We start from the raw sequence: 14,533 nt of genomic DNA on the forward strand, positions 1-14,533 counted from the left end.
GTACGAATCAACGCCGTGGCGGCGGTGCGCAGGGCGCTCAGCCTTTCTCCGCCACCTTGCTCACGCGCGCAAAGTGCTTGCGCAACCGTGGCACTGCAAAGTCGACGAATGCGCGCACTTTGGGCACGGCGAGGCGTCCCTGCGGCGTGATGACGTGCACTGGCATGGGTGGGTGTTCAAAGTCGCGCAGGACGATGCGCAGCGAGCCGCGCTCGATCTCGTCGACCATGTGATAGGTCAGCATGCGGGCCACACCGTGACCGGCGACCGCCGACGCGATGGCCGCGCGTATCGAATTGACGATCAGTCTCGGTGTGAACTGCACCACTTGCGGCACCGAGGCCCGCCCGCTCGGCGGAAAGCGCCACGAGTCGATGCCGAAGTAGGTCATCGACACGATCTGATGTTTGGAGAGATCGGCGGGCGTTGCGATGGGCGTGTGCGCCGCGAGATAGTCGGGAGACGCCGCAATCACCCTGCGCACTTCGCCGACTTGTGTGGCGACGAGCGACGAGTCGGGCAGGTGTGCGACCCGCAAAGCGACGTCGATGCCTTCGTCGATCATGTTGACGGGCACGTCGCTTAGCGCAAGCCGTACCGTGACCGTCGGATAGCGCTCGATAAACGCTTCAACGATTTCTCGCATCAACGTTTCCCCCGCGGCCAGCGACGTCGCGACGGTTAACAAACCACGCGGGGCTGACCGCTCACCGGCGGCAAGGACATCGGCTTCGTCCAGATCGAGCAGAATGCGTCGGCAAGCCGCGGCATAGCGCTCCCCGGCGGCGCTTAACCGAAGGGTGCGTGTGGTGCGGTGGAGCAGGGCGGTACCGGTGTGCGCTTCGAGATACGCGATGGCGCGGCTGACGGCGGCGGCCGAACGCCCTAGACGCCGGGCGGCACCAGCCAAACTGCCTTCGTCGAGGGTGGCGACGAACACCTTCATCGCATCGATTCTGTCCATGAGCGGGGCGGGGGTAACGTGTTGGGCAAGATTACCCCGAAACCCGCCAATCCGGCGACAATGGCGATCGGATCAACCGCCGGAGTCCGAACGTATGATCACCGTCCATCACCTGAACAACTCGCGCTCGCAGCGCGTGCTCTGGTTGCTCGAAGCGCTTGGCCTGCCATACGAACTACGTCACTACCAACGCGACCCCAACACCATGCTCGCGCCACCCGAACTGCGGCAGGTGCATCCGCTTGGCAAGTCGCCGGTGCTGACCGACGGTGACCTGACACTGGCCGAGTCGGGCGCGATCATCGAGTATCTGGTCGACAGGTATGGGGAGGGGCGGCTCGCCCCGCCGCGCGACACGCCGGAGCGCTTGCGATGGACGTACTGGCTGCATTACGCCGAAGGCTCCGCCATGCCGCCGTTGCTGCTCAAGCTAGTCGCGCTGCGTATCGCTAGCGCCCCCATGCCGTTCTTCGTTCGCCCGGTGGCACGCAAGATCAGTGCGACGCTGCAATCGAGCTTCGTCGACCCCCAGCTCGCGCTGCATTTCGGCTATGTGAACGATGCCCTTGCGAAGACTGGCTGGTTTGTCGGCGATAGCTTCAGTGCAGCCGATATTCAAATGAGTTTCCCGCTGGAGGCCGCCGCCGCGCGCGGAGACGCCAAGGGCCGTTGGCCTGCCATTGAAGACTTTCTCAAACGCATTCATGCTCGTGACGACTACCGGCGCGCACTCGAACGCGGCGGTCCTTATGAACTGCTGAGCTAATCATCATGAAAACCATTGTCGCTTCGTTGCTTGCTACTGCCGCCGTCGCCATGACGCCAATCATCCATGCCGCTGAAGGCATGCCGCCCGTACCCGGCGCGGCATTGTCGGCAGCCGGTGCCGAAGGGCTGAACCCATCGGCCACGCCCGTGCCCACCACATCTGCCGCGCAGATGGCCGCGAACAAACAGGCCGTGCTTGCGTTCTACGATGCGGGCCTCAATCGCAAGGACTTCGAGGCGGCGCGTCAGTATCTGGGTTCGCAATACATCCAACACAATCCGAACGCGGCCGATGGTGTGGAAGGCTTCGGCAAGTTTCTCGAGTTCCTTCGTAAGAATCAGCCGGATTCGCACAGCGATATCGTGCGTGCCTTCGCCGACGGCGATTACGTGATTCTGCACGTGCGCAAGGTGCCGCACCCAGGCGATGCGCCTATCGCCATCGTCGACATCTTCCGGCTCGACAAAGGCAAGATCGTCGAACACTGGGATGTGTCGCAACAAGTGCCCGCCAAGACGGTCAGCGGCAACTCGATGTTCTGAGGCGTCCTCAGCGTCTGAGGTGCATTGCAGTGCTGTCAGGCCTCGCCCGACAGCACGCGCTTGCAATGTTCGAGATACGCCGCTTCATGCTCGCTCATAAGTTGCACGACGCTGTTCCAGAGCCACACGGGGGCGTCGATCGACTTCGAACGATTGCGTTGCAACTCGGTCAGCCATGTGCGGCAGGTGGCATCGTCCATTTGCCGCGCGTGCGCTTGCCCCACGACGCGTGCAAGGTAGTGTGCGATCTCCGACGCGTCGTTGACCGTGAGCGTGTCGATACTGAGTTTGAGATCCTGCGGGAGGAGTTCGCGGATGATGATCGAGCGGTCCATCATGCGTGCGGCGCGCATACGATCGCCCAGGAACGGCGAGAGATGCTGCGCCCCTTTGACGACGCGCTCGGCGTTGTCGCGCGGCATGCGCACCCCTGGATAACGCGGGGCCGCGGCCTTTACACCTTCCTTCAAGTCCATCAAACAGAGGTCGTCGCCTTGCACGACACCCCCGTCCACGTCTAACAGCACCGCATATCGCAGGCGCCCCAACGAGCTGCAACCCTTGACCCAATACGCGGCGTCGAGCACTTCGACATGACCGTCGTCTGGGCGCCCGCGCAACTCGGTCGCGAGGCGCGCGATGGTGTCGCGTTGGAAGAGCGCGTCGATCTCGTTTTTCTCTTTCTTGCTTAGCGGCCAGAAGCGTCGGCCCAATGGGATGGTCGGACGGATGTCTTCGATGCGTTCGAGCGCGAGGTGCTTCCACGACCGCTTGGTGGCCTGCCGCATGATGAGATCGACGACCTTCGGGCGGGTGTATTCCTCTTCCTCGGGGGCACTCTTTTTGGTTTTGCCTGAAGACTTCCCGTGCTTCTTGCCATTACGCTTGCCGCCGTTCCCCGCCTCGTCTGCGGCTTTGTCTTCCCGCTCGAACGCAGACTCGTAGCCATGCGTGAGCGCTTCGAGCATATGGATGATGGTGAGGCCAGACAGCGACGAGCCGCGTGCGGCACTCGCCAGCGACAACGCCAGTCGCACGAGATCGTGCACCGGGTTGCCGATGACGGTTTGATCGAGATCGCGGATATGGATTTCGACATGACCACGCGCATTCGCCAGTGGCCCGAGATTGCCGGTATGGCAGTCGCCGCAGATCCAGATGGCCGGACCCTGTGGCAAGTTGACGTCGGCTTCGCTTAGCCATTCGTAGAACCGGATCGTGCTGCCGCGCACGTACGCGTGCGGCGAGCGCGCCATCTTGCGTGCGCGCTCGCTGCCCAGTCGCGCCAGCCGCGCTTCCGGCGTTGCCCACTTATGCTTTTTCCGGTGCTTGCCGTTTGCCATGTCGTCAGCTCCCTGAAGGCACACTGCGCGGGCATGGTATGCACCATCGTCCCGCGCAGCGTTGCAGTGCCCTCAGTGTCGGCGAAATGACGACTTAGTGGCAAGCCACGAGCGAACGCACGACATCGATCAGCGGCGTGGTGCCTTGACGTGGCGTGCCTTCAAAGCACATCCAGCCTGCATTGAAGCCATCGAGCATTTGCATGCGCGGCGTGGGGTTGTGCATGCCTTGCGCACGGAACCGCGCTTCCCACTCGGCGCGCGGCAGGGCGTGTGCTTCGACAGGGCGGCCGAGTACGAGACTCATTGTGCTGGCCAGTTGCTCGGGCGAGACGGGCGCGGGGCCGCACAACTCGACCACGCGCTTGCCTTCCCATGTCTCGCGCAGCAAGCCCGCCGCCGTGCTACCGACGTCGGCCGTGGCCACCATCGGAATGGCACGCGAGAGCGGTGTGAGATAGCTCTCCAGCACGCCGTCGGTACGGGCGCGAGCGATGTCCCACGCGGCGTTCTCCATGAACCATGCCGCGCGCAGGAACGTGACCGGCATCGGGAGTGCACCGAGGCTTTCCTCCAACATCGATAACTGCGACAGCAGGCTGGTTTGCGTGGCTTGCGCACCGACGGTCGACAGGCAGACCACGCGCGAAGGCCGGGCGGCGATCAGTGCTTCACAAATTGAGGCAATGAGCGCGCGCGACTCGGCAAAGCCGGGCGACGGGTCGAATGTAGGCGGCAGCAGCACGAACACGGCTTGCGCACCGGCAAAGGCGCGGGTGAGTGCGGCGGCGTCGGTCATATCGGCGAGCGCGACGTCGCAGCCGCGTGCCTGCCAACGCGCCCCCTTCGCAGCGTCGCGCACGACGGCGCGCACTGGTTCGCCTTGGGCGAGCAACGTTTCGGCGAGCGCACTGCCGACTTGTCCGGTAATTCCTGTAATGGCGTACATCTCAAATCCTTTGGAAACGGCGGTCCACACCGCACTGGACGCCATTGTGGGTATCTGCTCCACATTTCGCGATAACATGAGTGGCATTTGATTAATGCCAAAATGGCATGTAATAAGTGGAGGGCGAGATGAGCGGATTCGACGAACGCATGCTCAACGGCATGAGCGTCTTCGTGGCCATCGTTGAAGCGGGGAGTTTTGCGGCAGCGGGCGAGCGGCTCGATATGTCCCAGCCCGGGGTTAGTCGGGCGGTGGCGCGGCTTGAGGCGCGGCTGGGCATCCGCCTGTTCGACCGGACGACGCGCGTGGTCTCGTTGACGGATGAGGGGCGGCGTTTCTACGCACAAGTCACCCCGTTGCTGGCCGGGCTGGAAGATGCGGCGGCGACGGCCTCCGGCGGCGCGACAGCCGTGCGCGGTCGGTTGCGTGTGAACATCGACCCGTTCTTCTCGCGACTGATCCTCGGGCCGAGTCTCGAGGCGTTCCTCACGGAATATCCCGAACTGCGACTTGAACTGATTACCCGAGACAGTCTCGGCGATTTGATTGCCGACGGTTTCGATCTAGCAGTGCGTTTCGGCATACCTCCTGACTCGACGCTCGTGGCGCGCAAACTACTCGATACGCCGATTCGTACGGTCGCTGCCCCCAGTTATTTGAAGCGCTGTGGACGACCGCTCAAGCCGGAAGACCTGTCGGGCGATACGCACGCGTGTATCGAATTCCGCGACCCTCAGACGGGGCGGCCGTTTCCGTGGGAGTTTCATCGCAAGCGCAAACGGCTGGTGGTGCCCACGCACGGACGCCTCGTCGTCAACGATGCCGGTACCTTGCTCAGCGCCTGTCTCGCAGGCTACGGCATCGCGCAAGTCATGGCATTCGGCACCGATGTGTTGCTAGAGAGTGGGCAACTAGTCGACCTGTTTCCCGACTGGCCGGACGAGCGATTCCCGCTATACGTCTACCATCCCTCGCGACATCATCCGCCCGCCAAGACGCGCGCATTTCTCGATCTGGTGGCCTCACTCACGGCCACGATGTAACTGCGTTCAATCGCCGTTGCCGCAAACACGGGCAATGAGGTCGCGAAGCCAGCGATGCGCCGGGTCCACATCACGCCGGGTATGCCATACCGCCTGAAAGGCAAAGGGCGGGATTGGAAAGGGCGGTGCGAAGCGTCGCAACTGCCGGTCATGTCGCAAATGCGCGACGGCCCGCTCGGCGACAGTGAGCACGAGGTCGGTGCCCGCGATCAACTCGGTCGCGACGCTCCAATGCGGCATCGCCACGGCGATGCGACGCGTCTGCCCCTGATCGGCCAGCGCCAGATCGATTTCGTTGGCGGTGTCGGGGCGCATCGCCACGAGGACATGTGGCCTTGCTAGCCACGCCTCCAACGTCAGTGCGCCGCGCGCAGGCAGCGTCGTCCGATCGGCGACGCAAACAAACGACTCGTCGAACAACGTCTGCGCTTGTAACTCCTCCGGCAGATCGTGAAAGACCCCCAGCGCCAGATCGATTTCCCCGTCGAGCAATTGCGTGACCATCGCTTCGCGGCTGGTCTGCGAGATGGCGAGATCGACCCCCGGGGCTTGTTCGCGCAGACATCGCGTTAGGGCAGGCAGGGCGACGCGGGCGCCGTAGTCCGACAACGCCAGTCGAAAGGTCCGCTTGGCGCGCTTCGCGTCGAACGCAGGCGCGTGCAACAGCCCCTGTAACTGCGCGAGTGCGTCATCGAGCGGTCGTTGCAACTCTTGTGCACGGGCGGTCAGACAAAGCGCGCCGTCGCGCCGCACCAAGAGCGGGTCGTCGAAGATCGTGCGGAGCTGCCCGAGCGCATGGCTCACCGCAGGCTGACTGCGGTGCAACCGTACGGCGGCACGCGAGACATGACGCTCGGCGAGCAGCGCGTGCAGCGTCAACAGCAGGTTGAGGTCGATCCGGCGCAAATCATCCATGAGCTATCCATCTGGCGAATAGTTTGTGTGCGAATTTCGAATTTCCATTATTGGAATGGATGATGCACCCTCAAGGCAAGTCATGATTTACGCCAAAGGAGGTCACTTCATGAACGCATCGTTCACTCCCTCGTTCTCGCCAACGGTCTTTCTGCCGTTGGCCATTGCCATGCTGGCGGGTGCCGTCGTGCCGTTTCAGGCGGGCAGCAACGCGGCGCTCGGCCGCGCATTAGGTCATCCGCTGTGGGCGACGGTGGCGTCGTTGATGGTGAGTCTGATCGTCATTGCACCGGTGTTGATCGCCATGCGTGCCGGGGTGCCCGACATCAGCCGGGCGGCCAGCGGGCCGTGGTGGCTATGGATCGGCGGCATTGCTGGCGTGGCCTACATTACGGCGGCGTTGATCCTGACACCCCGCCTCGGTGCCGCGAACTTCATCGTCTGTGTGGTGGCGGGGCAGGTCGTCGCGTCGCTCGTCATCGATCACTTCGGATTGATGGGGCTCGCGCAGAAACCCGCCAACCTTGCGCGTATTGCCGGTGTCGGGTTGATCGTCGCCGGCATGCTCGTGGTGCAGTGGGGCACGAGCGCGCCGGTGAAGTCGGTCGCGGGGCAAGCCGTCGGTTCATGAGCTTGCCCGCGTGACATCACGCTACTGCGGTCATGCCGCACTGACGGAGATCGGCGCATTCGTGGCGTTCGCCCCGAATTGCGCATCGACGGCGGCGACGGCGTCCACCAATTGCTGTGCCAACGAAGACGACGCGCTGGTCATCGGCGCGCGCAGCACATCCGCCAGTAAGCCTTCGCGGGCGAGCCATGCCTTCACCGGCCCCGGGTTCGCCTCGGCGAACAGCAACCGAACCACTGGCATCAACGCGTGGAATAGCACACGCGCCACGTCTAACTGCTGCGACTGCACAGCACGGTACAGCGCGACGAAATGCGACGGACGGCAATGCGACGACGCGATGATTGCGCCATGTCCGCCCATCGACAGCGTCGAAAGCAGTTGGTGGTCTTCACCCGCCAGCACCGACAGGCGGCCATCGGCGATCAGCGCCTGCGTGGTGGTGGCGTTGCCGCCGCAATCCTTGATGCCGCGAATGTTGTCGTGCCCGGCCAGCGTCAGCAGTGTCTCGAGCGTCAGCGTCGCGCCGGTGCGATACGGAATGTCGTAGAGCACGAGCGGTGCACGCGATCGATCCGCCAGTGTTTGAAACCAACTCGTCAGACCGGCTTGCGACGGACGAATGTAGTACGGGGCAGGCGTCAGGACCCCGGCGAGCGGCAAGGCATTGAAGGCGTCCAGCCGCGAGAGCGTGTGATTCAGGTGATTGCCGGCTAGCCCGGCGATCACGGGCACGTCGCCCGCTTCGGTCAGCACCGTGTCGAACACCGCGAGTTGTTCGGCTTCGTCGAGCGCAGCCGCTTCGCCGGTCGTGCCACAGATCACCAACCCGGCAATGCCTGAGCGGCGATAGTGCGCCACGAGTCGGCGCAGCGCCGCATGATCGACCGGCGCGTCGGCGGTGTTCGTGCTACCGGGCAGAAACGGCGTGACGAGCGGCAGCCAGATCCCGCGAAACCCGCTCGCGTGGCCGCGCGATACGAGTCGAGTGGTGGTTTGTGTGGCGGTGTGCGATGTGTTCGATTGCGTGTCCTGCATGACTGTCTCCCTGTCAGAGCAAATTCGTTCGAAAGCATCGAAAGCATCGAAAGCGACGAACGTGTGATGACCTGTACGGCAAACCGTTCAGTGGGGCGACGCGAATTTTGTGACGCGTGGGAGTTACAGGGCAGGCGGGCGAGGTGCGCAAGCGCGCGGGCGGGACTGCCGGGTCCACGTGGCTATTCCGTCGCTCAACTGACGGAACAGCACGCTCCGGTCAGTTGAGCGACTGTTTTTTGGCTTTGACGAACGCGCCCGGTTGCTGCGTGGCAGCAACGTTCACAACTTGCGAGCGAAGGGCGTTGAAATTCATCATGCGGTGACTTTATACGCTGTGCGTGAGTGACGTCAAGCGCGTCGTTTTAAAAGTGTCATGCGCTGGCCCCCGCGTATCGAACCATCGGCATTGAAATTTCGTAGCGGATTGCGGCAGCGCATAGGAAAGTCCGATGACGTTGCGACGAACGGTGCCGCCGAGCGCGCAGTCGAACGACCATCTGGCGTCGTCAACCGTTGTCATCCACCTTGGGAGGTCGAAATGCAAACACGACACACCAAAATCTCCGGCGTGTGCCTCACCGCCGCAACCTTGTTGTTCAGCACGTGGACGTTTGCGCAAGAACTACCGAAAGGAGAGCCCGCACAAGGCGGCGGTGACGAAGTGGGTATCGCCGGTGGCGGCGTCGACGTGACACACGCCGCAGCCCAAGCGCCGCGCACTGCGCAACCGACGGCCGGACTCGACGCCGAGTTTGTCGACAAGGCACAGCAAGCCGGTCGCGCGGAAGTGCAGGCCAGTCAGGTCGCGGTGCAACGCTCCACCAATCCGGCGGTGAAGCGCTTTGCGCAGCAGATGGTCACCGATCACAGCAAGGCCAATGAAGCGCTGCGCCAACTCGCGGCGAAGAAGGGAGTGAGCGTGCCGAACGACGCCGCCGTGAACCCCGACATCGAGGCGCTCAAGCAGAAGAAGGGACGCGAGTTCGATGTGGCGTATATGGCACTGGCCGGGCCGGATGCGCACGAGCAGGCCGTGCAGCTTTTTTCCATGGAAGCGGACAAGGGACAGGACTCAGACTTGCGCGGATTCGCGCGTCAGACGTTGCCTACAATTCGCCATCATCTGAGCGAGGCTCGCGAAGTTTCGGCCAAAGTCGAAATGGGGAAATAAGGCAGCTTCGACACAATATCAGCGGATTTCGTCGCGAGTAGCGTCGAAATAACGACGAAATCCGCCCGCCGGACCGCCACCGTCGTCACGACGTTTCGGCAATACCGGCCACCGTTCAGAAACCTCCCGAAAGCTTCCCGCCATGTCCGGCCTGCAACTCGTGCGACGCGCTTCGAGTCACACAGGACATGAAGCCCGCCCAATCCACGACAGGTGTTGTCGAGCCGTTGTTACGTGAAGGCCGCAATTGCTGGCGCATCGAGCCCGCGGCGCGTATGCGCATGCTCGTCGACGGTGAAGCGTACTTTAGCGCGCTGCGCGAGGCATTGCAGCATGCCCGGCACACGGTATTCATTCTCGGCTGGGATATCGACAGCCGCATGCAACTCACGCCCGAAGGCCCGGACGACGGCTTGCCGCCCGGACTGCGCGATTTTCTCGATGCGCTGGTGCAGCGAAACAAGTCGCTGCGCATTTACGCGCTGAGCTGGGACTTCGCCATGCTTTACGCACTGGAGCGTGAGTGGCTGCCAGCGGTCAAGCTCGATTGGCAAACCCATCGCCGGTTGTCTTTCCGACTCGACGGACGGCATCCGACGGGTGCGTCGCATCACCAGAAGGTCGTGGTGATCGATCAGCGCCTCGCCTTCGTCGGCGGTCTCGATCTCACACGCTGTCGCTGGGATACGCCCGAACATGCCCCCGAGGCTCCCGGCCGTCGTGACCCGTCGGGTCACGTCTATCCACCGTTTCACGACGTGCATGCCATGGTCGATGGCGAGGCCGCCCGCGCGCTCGCGCAGCTTGCCGAGGCGCGGTGGTATCGCGCAACAGGCATGCACGTCGACTTACGTCATCGCGATACGCGCGACGCCCCGTACGAACCGCTCGACCCATGGCCCGCTTCGGTGGCACCTGACCTCACCGATATCGAGGTCGGGATCTCGCGCACGGCACCGGCGTTCGAAGGACGCGGTGCGGTGCAGGAGATTCAGACGCTGTATCTCGATGCCATCGCCGCCGCACGCGAGCGTCTCTACTTCGAGAACCAATATTTCACAGCGACCTCGATCGGCGACGCACTCGCTGCTCGCCTTGCCGCCGACGATTGCCCCGATATCGCCGTCGTGTCGCGCCGTGCCGAGAGCGGCTGGTTGCAGGAGCAGAGCATGGGGGTGTTGCGCGCGCGTTTGTACCGGCGCTTGCGAGAGGTCGATCCACAAGCGCGCTTTCGTCTGTATTGCCCGGAGGTGCCCGGCATTGCACCTGCGTGTGTGAACGTGCACAGCAAAGTGATGGTGATGGACGACGCGTTGCTCGTGATAGGCTCCGCCAACTTAAATAATCGGTCGATGGGTCTCGACACCGAGTGCAACTTGGCCGTCGCGGCGAATGGCGATGCGCGCGTCGCGGCGGGCATCGCCCGCGCGCGCAATCGGTTGTTGGCCGAGCATCTCGACGTCACTGAATCTGCCGTGGCAACCACGCTCGCGCGCGAGCCGGGCCTGCACGACGCGATCGATGCGTTGCACCGCGAGGGCGAGCGCACGCTCGAAGCCTTCGTCCCCGAATTGGACGAAGCGGACGATGCGGCGTCGCCGGGGGCCGTGGTGCTCGATCCGATGGAGCCCATCGACTTCGAAAACGTGATGGAAACATTTATTGCGCACGAAGCGCGCCCGCGGCTGATCGGGCGCATCACCGCGCTTGTCATGTTGCTGGTCGTGCTGGCGGGGCTTGGGCTCGCGTGGCGCTATACGCCGCTGCGGGAGTGGGCCGACATGCAACGGGTGCTGGGGTTTGTCGAAACGATCCAGCACATGCGATTCGCGCCGCTCGCCATGATGCTGGTGTATGTCGTGGGCGCATTGCTCATGGTGCCGGTCACCGTGCTGATCGTCGTGACCGTGGTCGTCTTCGGGCCAGTGATGGGCGCGCTCTATGCGCTGGCCGGGACGACGCTGGGGGCCATGGCCGGGTACAGCGTGGGACGCCTCGCGGGCCGCGATGCCGTGCAGCGCTTCGGTGGACGTCGCTTGAACGCGCTTAGCCGTCAGATTGGCGATCACGGCTTGCTGGCCATGATCGTGCTGCGCTTGATGCCGCTCGCGCCGTTCACGCTGGTGAACCTTGTCGTCGGTGCGTCGCGCATTCGGTTGCGTGACTGTCTGCTCGGCACGGTCATCGGGATTACGCCGGGCATCTTGATCGCAGCGGCGCTCGTCGACCGGGTGACCGCGTTGGCACAGCGCCCGAACGGCTGGACGGCCGTGCTGTTTGCCGTCGTGCTCGTCATCCCGGGGCTGGGCATCGTCGCGCTGAAGCGGCGCATGGGGGGTAAGCGCGCGCCGTCGGCGGCAAAGCCGCGCTTGGTCACACCGTCACCCAGTTCGCCAGACTGTGCGGACATCACCGGTAACGCGGCAGAAACCGTCAGCCGCGAGATGGTGGTCGCCAGCTACAACGTGCATGGCAGTGTGGGCATCGATGGGCGTCACGACCCCGAACGCATTGCGCGTGTGCTCGACGAAATCGATGCCGATATCGTGGCGTTGCAGGAGGTCGCATCGAATGCACCCGGCGTGGGGTTGCTGGCGTCGTTTGCCGAAGCGCGCGGGATGCACGTGATTCCGGGGCCGACGCTCAACCGTGACGGCGTGACATTCGGCAACGCTTTGATGACCCGTTTCGCGCCCGTGGCGGTGCGTCATATCGACTTAAGCGTGGCGGGCCGGGAGCCGCGTGGCGCCATCGATGCGACGCTCGCGTGGCACGACGGGCAGGGCCGCGAGATGCAATTGCGCGTGATCGCCACCCATCTCGGCCTTCGCCCGGGCGAGCGCCGCGAGCAGGTGCATCGTTTGCTGCAATGCTTGTCGAACCAGCCCCGCTCCGCCATGGTGCTGCTGGGGGACGTCAACGAGTGGTTCCTCTGGGGGCGGCCGCTGCGATGGCTGCATCGCTACTTCGAACGGGCGCCGCATGTCGCGACGTTTCCGTCACGCTGGCCGGTGTTTGCGCTCGATCGCATCTGGACTTCACCGCGCGCGCACCTCAACGCCGTGCGTCGTCATTCGACACCCCTCGCACGGATCGCCTCCGACCATCTGCCGTTGGTGGCGTCGTTGCGTACGACGCTGCCGGTGCACGCGCAGCCCTCAAACGTCGCGAGTGGCCGCGAGCAGTTGCTCGCACAAGCGCGTCGCCATGTCGCGGGTGACGATATTCGTGAAGCCGATGAGCAAACCGCTGCGCGCCGCAAGACCGGCACCTGACGCTCGTCGCATTTGCCATTGACTCACCGCCTGCACTGCCAGCCCGCGTTGTTGCGCGGCGGCGGCAAGTGCCTTGTCATCGCGCCCGCGCGGCAAACTCGCCAACGCATGGATGCCGCCCGCTTGCGGCGCAACCATGAGGTCGCCATCGAACACGTGCGTGAGCGCCTCCACCAGAAACCCCCGCCGCTGCGCATAAAGTGCGCGCATCTTGCGCAGGTGCCGAGCGAAGTGTCCCTGTGTCATGAAGTCGGCGACGGTCGCTTGCAACAGAATCGAACCGGGGCCGGGCAAGTGCCGTGCCGTTTCACGGAAGCGTTCGATTTGCGACGCTGGCACAACCAGATAGGCCAGTCGAAGCCCCGGGAACAGCACCTTGCTGAACGTGCCGGTGTAAAGCACGCGGTCGTCACGATCCAGACTCTTGAGCGCGGGGAGCGGGCGGCCGTGATAGCGGAATTCGCTGTCGTAGTCGTCCTCCACGATCCAGGCTTCACGTTGACTGGCCCACTCCAGCAGTTCGAGACGGCGCGGCAGCGAGAGCGTGACGCCCGTCGGACTCTGGTGCGTTGGCGTGACGACGGCGAAGCGGGCATCGGCGGCGCGCTTACGCCCGGCGGCCACTTCGAGACCTTCCTCATCTACCGGCACGGGGGCTAATCGCATCCCGGCGCGCTCAAGGAGATGGCGTCCAATCAGGTAACCCGGATCTTCGTACCAGCCTGTGTCGCCCGATTGCAGCAGGGCACGGCACACCAGTTCCAGCGTGCCAGGATGCCCCGCCGTGACGAAAACCTGCTCATGCGTGCAGGCAATGCCGCGTGAGATCCCGAGATAGGTCGCAATCGCGCGTCGCAACGGATCGTATCCGGCGATGTCCGGGTAGATCAGCGCGGCGGTGTCCATGGCGCGGGCATTCCGGCCAGCGAGCCGCGACCATGTCTTGCGCGGGAAGGCATCGAGCGCAGGCAAGCCAAGCTGGAAAGGGCGCGGCATCGCGATGGCGGATGCGCTTGGCGACGCGTGTTGTGCTGCCACGGCGGCCGCCGGGGCGGGCGTGTGTGTCGGCTCGCCAAGACTCTCCAACCTTGGCGAGACAAACGTGCCTGCGGCGCCGCGCGACGTGAAGTAGCCTTCGCTGGTCAGCATCTGATAGGCCAGTTCGACGGTGCCCCGGGCCAGATTCAGTTCGCTGGCGAGGCTGCGCACGGAAGGCACGCGCTCACCGGGGCGCAGCTTGGCCGTGGCGATGGCGTCACGATAGCGGCGGTACAGCTGCAAATAGATCGGGGCGTCTTGCTCCCGGCTTGGCGTGAGGTCGTGCAGTTCCATGCGCGATGTCCTATTCGATCAGTCAATTCTTGTATCTGTTCGATGGGACATGATTTTCCTAAAGTATGGGTTCCGCGACAAGCAATTCTCAACGGGAGTGAGTGATGAGTACCCTTCGTTTGCCGTATTACACGTTGTCCGCAGAGGCCTATCAGGGGTTCGCTGCGACCAAGAAGGCGCTGGCCAAGAGCACGCTCGGCAAGCCGCTGGTCGAATTGGTCTACCTGCGCGTCTCGCAAATCAACGGCTGTGCGTTCTGTCTGGAGATGCATTCGAAAGCGCTGCGCGCCGATGGCATGCCCGACGCCAAGATCGACAGTCTGGCCGGATGGCGCGTGAGCTCGCACTTCGACGCACGCGAGCGGGCCGCGCTGGCGTGGACGGAGTCGTTGGTGGATGTGGCGCATACCCATGCGCCCGATGAAGACTTCGCGCCGCTGAAGCAATACTTCAACGACGCGGAAATTGCCGACCTGAGCTTCGCCGTGGCGCTGATGAGCGCGTTCAACCGTCTGGCGATCGGTATGCGCCAGTGAGCGCGTGAGGCGTGACAGCCGC

The 14,533-nt window shown here is 63.8% G+C and carries 13 protein-coding genes; 7 read left to right on the forward strand and 6 right to left on the reverse strand.

Translation table 11 applies throughout. The features are described from left to right. Positions 1 to 37 precede the first annotated feature (37 nt). Positions 38 to 964 carry a LysR family transcriptional regulator gene (locus ACPWR9_RS09755; RefSeq protein WP_426297138.1) on the reverse strand — a complete coding sequence of 309 codons (927 nt, stop codon included), beginning with the start codon at positions 962 to 964 and terminating at the stop codon, positions 38 to 40. A 94-nt stretch (positions 965 to 1,058) separates the two neighbouring features. Here ACPWR9_RS09755 and ACPWR9_RS09760 point away from each other — a divergent pair, with 94 nt between their 5' ends. Continuing rightward, positions 1,059 to 1,730 carry a glutathione S-transferase gene (locus tag ACPWR9_RS09760; RefSeq protein ID WP_426297137.1) on the forward strand — a complete coding sequence of 224 codons (672 nt, stop codon included), beginning with the start codon at positions 1,059 to 1,061 and terminating at the stop codon, positions 1,728 to 1,730. An 80-nt stretch (positions 1,731 to 1,810) separates the two neighbouring features. Beyond that, on the forward strand, positions 1,811 to 2,275 hold the full coding sequence (locus tag ACPWR9_RS09765) for a nuclear transport factor 2 family protein (RefSeq protein WP_426297983.1): 465 nt from the start codon (positions 1,811 to 1,813) through the stop codon (positions 2,273 to 2,275). 35 nt (positions 2,276 to 2,310) lie between these two features. Here the strand turns inward: ACPWR9_RS09765 and ACPWR9_RS09770 are convergent, their stop codons facing one another. Together ACPWR9_RS09770 and ACPWR9_RS09775 are read right to left on the reverse strand one after the other, a co-directional pair. Further along, complete coding sequence (locus ACPWR9_RS09770) at positions 2,311 to 3,618, reverse strand: DUF2252 family protein (RefSeq protein WP_426297136.1); 1,308 nt, start codon at positions 3,616 to 3,618, stop codon at positions 2,311 to 2,313. A 94-nt stretch (positions 3,619 to 3,712) separates the two neighbouring features. Continuing rightward, complete coding sequence (locus ACPWR9_RS09775; RefSeq protein WP_426297135.1) at positions 3,713 to 4,567, reverse strand: NmrA family NAD(P)-binding protein; 855 nt, start codon at positions 4,565 to 4,567, stop codon at positions 3,713 to 3,715. A gap of 128 nt (positions 4,568 to 4,695) precedes the next feature. On the opposite strand from ACPWR9_RS09775, the gene ACPWR9_RS09780 reads away from it, so the two are divergent. Continuing rightward, positions 4,696 to 5,610 carry a LysR family transcriptional regulator gene (locus ACPWR9_RS09780; protein WP_426297134.1) on the forward strand — a complete coding sequence of 305 codons (915 nt, stop codon included), beginning with the start codon at positions 4,696 to 4,698 and terminating at the stop codon, positions 5,608 to 5,610. Positions 5,611 to 5,616: 6 nt separating this feature from the next. On the opposite strand, the gene ACPWR9_RS09785 is transcribed toward ACPWR9_RS09780, so the two are convergent. After that, a complete protein-coding gene (locus ACPWR9_RS09785; RefSeq protein WP_426297133.1) occupies positions 5,617 to 6,525 on the reverse strand; it encodes a LysR family transcriptional regulator in 909 nt (302 codons plus the stop codon). A gap of 109 nt (positions 6,526 to 6,634) precedes the next feature. Here ACPWR9_RS09785 and ACPWR9_RS09790 point away from each other — a divergent pair, with 109 nt between their 5' ends. After that, a complete protein-coding gene (locus ACPWR9_RS09790) occupies positions 6,635 to 7,156 on the forward strand; it encodes a DMT family transporter (protein ID WP_426297132.1) in 522 nt (173 codons plus the stop codon). A 30-nt stretch (positions 7,157 to 7,186) separates the two neighbouring features. On the opposite strand, the gene dapA is transcribed toward ACPWR9_RS09790, so the two are convergent. Then, a complete protein-coding gene (gene dapA, locus ACPWR9_RS09795) occupies positions 7,187 to 8,194 on the reverse strand; it encodes a 4-hydroxy-tetrahydrodipicolinate synthase (protein WP_426297131.1) in 1,008 nt (335 codons plus the stop codon). Positions 8,195 to 8,735: 541 nt separating this feature from the next. Between dapA and ACPWR9_RS09800 the strand changes: the two genes are divergently transcribed. Then, positions 8,736 to 9,368, forward strand: a complete 633-nt coding sequence (locus ACPWR9_RS09800) for a DUF4142 domain-containing protein (RefSeq protein WP_426297130.1) — start codon at positions 8,736 to 8,738, stop codon at positions 9,366 to 9,368. A gap of 188 nt (positions 9,369 to 9,556) precedes the next feature. Next, positions 9,557 to 12,643 carry a VTT domain-containing protein gene (locus tag ACPWR9_RS09805; protein WP_426297129.1) on the forward strand — a complete coding sequence of 1,029 codons (3,087 nt, stop codon included), beginning with the start codon at positions 9,557 to 9,559 and terminating at the stop codon, positions 12,641 to 12,643. On the opposite strand, the gene ACPWR9_RS09810 is transcribed toward ACPWR9_RS09805, so the two are convergent. Continuing rightward, entirely contained in the window at positions 12,527 to 13,975 is a 1,449-nt protein-coding gene (locus ACPWR9_RS09810; protein ID WP_426297128.1) for a PLP-dependent aminotransferase family protein, read from the reverse strand. The genes ACPWR9_RS09805 and ACPWR9_RS09810 overlap by 117 nt on opposite strands. 104 nt (positions 13,976 to 14,079) lie before the next feature. Between ACPWR9_RS09810 and ACPWR9_RS09815 the strand changes: the two genes are divergently transcribed. Then, positions 14,080 to 14,511 carry a carboxymuconolactone decarboxylase family protein gene (locus tag ACPWR9_RS09815; protein WP_426297127.1) on the forward strand — a complete coding sequence of 144 codons (432 nt, stop codon included), beginning with the start codon at positions 14,080 to 14,082 and terminating at the stop codon, positions 14,509 to 14,511. Positions 14,512 to 14,533 lie beyond the last annotated feature (22 nt).

Origin of the sequence: Pandoraea pneumonica (assembly GCF_049918595.1) — a bacterium.
In the GTDB taxonomy this organism is placed as follows: domain Bacteria; phylum Pseudomonadota; class Gammaproteobacteria; order Burkholderiales; family Burkholderiaceae; genus Pandoraea; species Pandoraea pneumonica_A.

What these genes read in the sequence shown, in the direction of transcription:
- ACPWR9_RS09755 (WP_426297138.1), bottom strand. Translation starts at nt 964, where the DNA reads ATGGACAGAATCGATGCGATGAAGGTGTTCGTCGCCACCCTCGACGAA.
- ACPWR9_RS09760 (WP_426297137.1), top strand. Translation starts at nt 1,059, where the DNA reads ATGATCACCGTCCATCACCTGAACAACTCGCGCTCGCAGCGCGTGCTC.
- ACPWR9_RS09765 (WP_426297983.1), top strand. Translation starts at nt 1,811, where the DNA reads ATGCCGCCCGTACCCGGCGCGGCATTGTCGGCAGCCGGTGCCGAAGGG.
- ACPWR9_RS09770 (WP_426297136.1), bottom strand. Translation starts at nt 3,618, where the DNA reads ATGGCAAACGGCAAGCACCGGAAAAAGCATAAGTGGGCAACGCCGGAA.
- ACPWR9_RS09775 (WP_426297135.1), bottom strand. Translation starts at nt 4,567, where the DNA reads ATGTACGCCATTACAGGAATTACCGGACAAGTCGGCAGTGCGCTCGCC.
- ACPWR9_RS09780 (WP_426297134.1), top strand. Translation starts at nt 4,696, where the DNA reads ATGAGCGGATTCGACGAACGCATGCTCAACGGCATGAGCGTCTTCGTG.
- ACPWR9_RS09785 (WP_426297133.1), bottom strand. Translation starts at nt 6,525, where the DNA reads ATGGATGATTTGCGCCGGATCGACCTCAACCTGCTGTTGACGCTGCAC.
- ACPWR9_RS09790 (WP_426297132.1), top strand. Translation starts at nt 6,635, where the DNA reads ATGAACGCATCGTTCACTCCCTCGTTCTCGCCAACGGTCTTTCTGCCG.
- dapA (WP_426297131.1), bottom strand. Translation starts at nt 8,194, where the DNA reads ATGCAGGACACGCAATCGAACACATCGCACACCGCCACACAAACCACC.
- ACPWR9_RS09800 (WP_426297130.1), top strand. Translation starts at nt 8,736, where the DNA reads ATGCAAACACGACACACCAAAATCTCCGGCGTGTGCCTCACCGCCGCA.
- ACPWR9_RS09805 (WP_426297129.1), top strand. Translation starts at nt 9,557, where the DNA reads ATGAAGCCCGCCCAATCCACGACAGGTGTTGTCGAGCCGTTGTTACGT.
- ACPWR9_RS09810 (WP_426297128.1), bottom strand. Translation starts at nt 13,975, where the DNA reads ATGGAACTGCACGACCTCACGCCAAGCCGGGAGCAAGACGCCCCGATC.
- ACPWR9_RS09815 (WP_426297127.1), top strand. Translation starts at nt 14,080, where the DNA reads ATGAGTACCCTTCGTTTGCCGTATTACACGTTGTCCGCAGAGGCCTAT.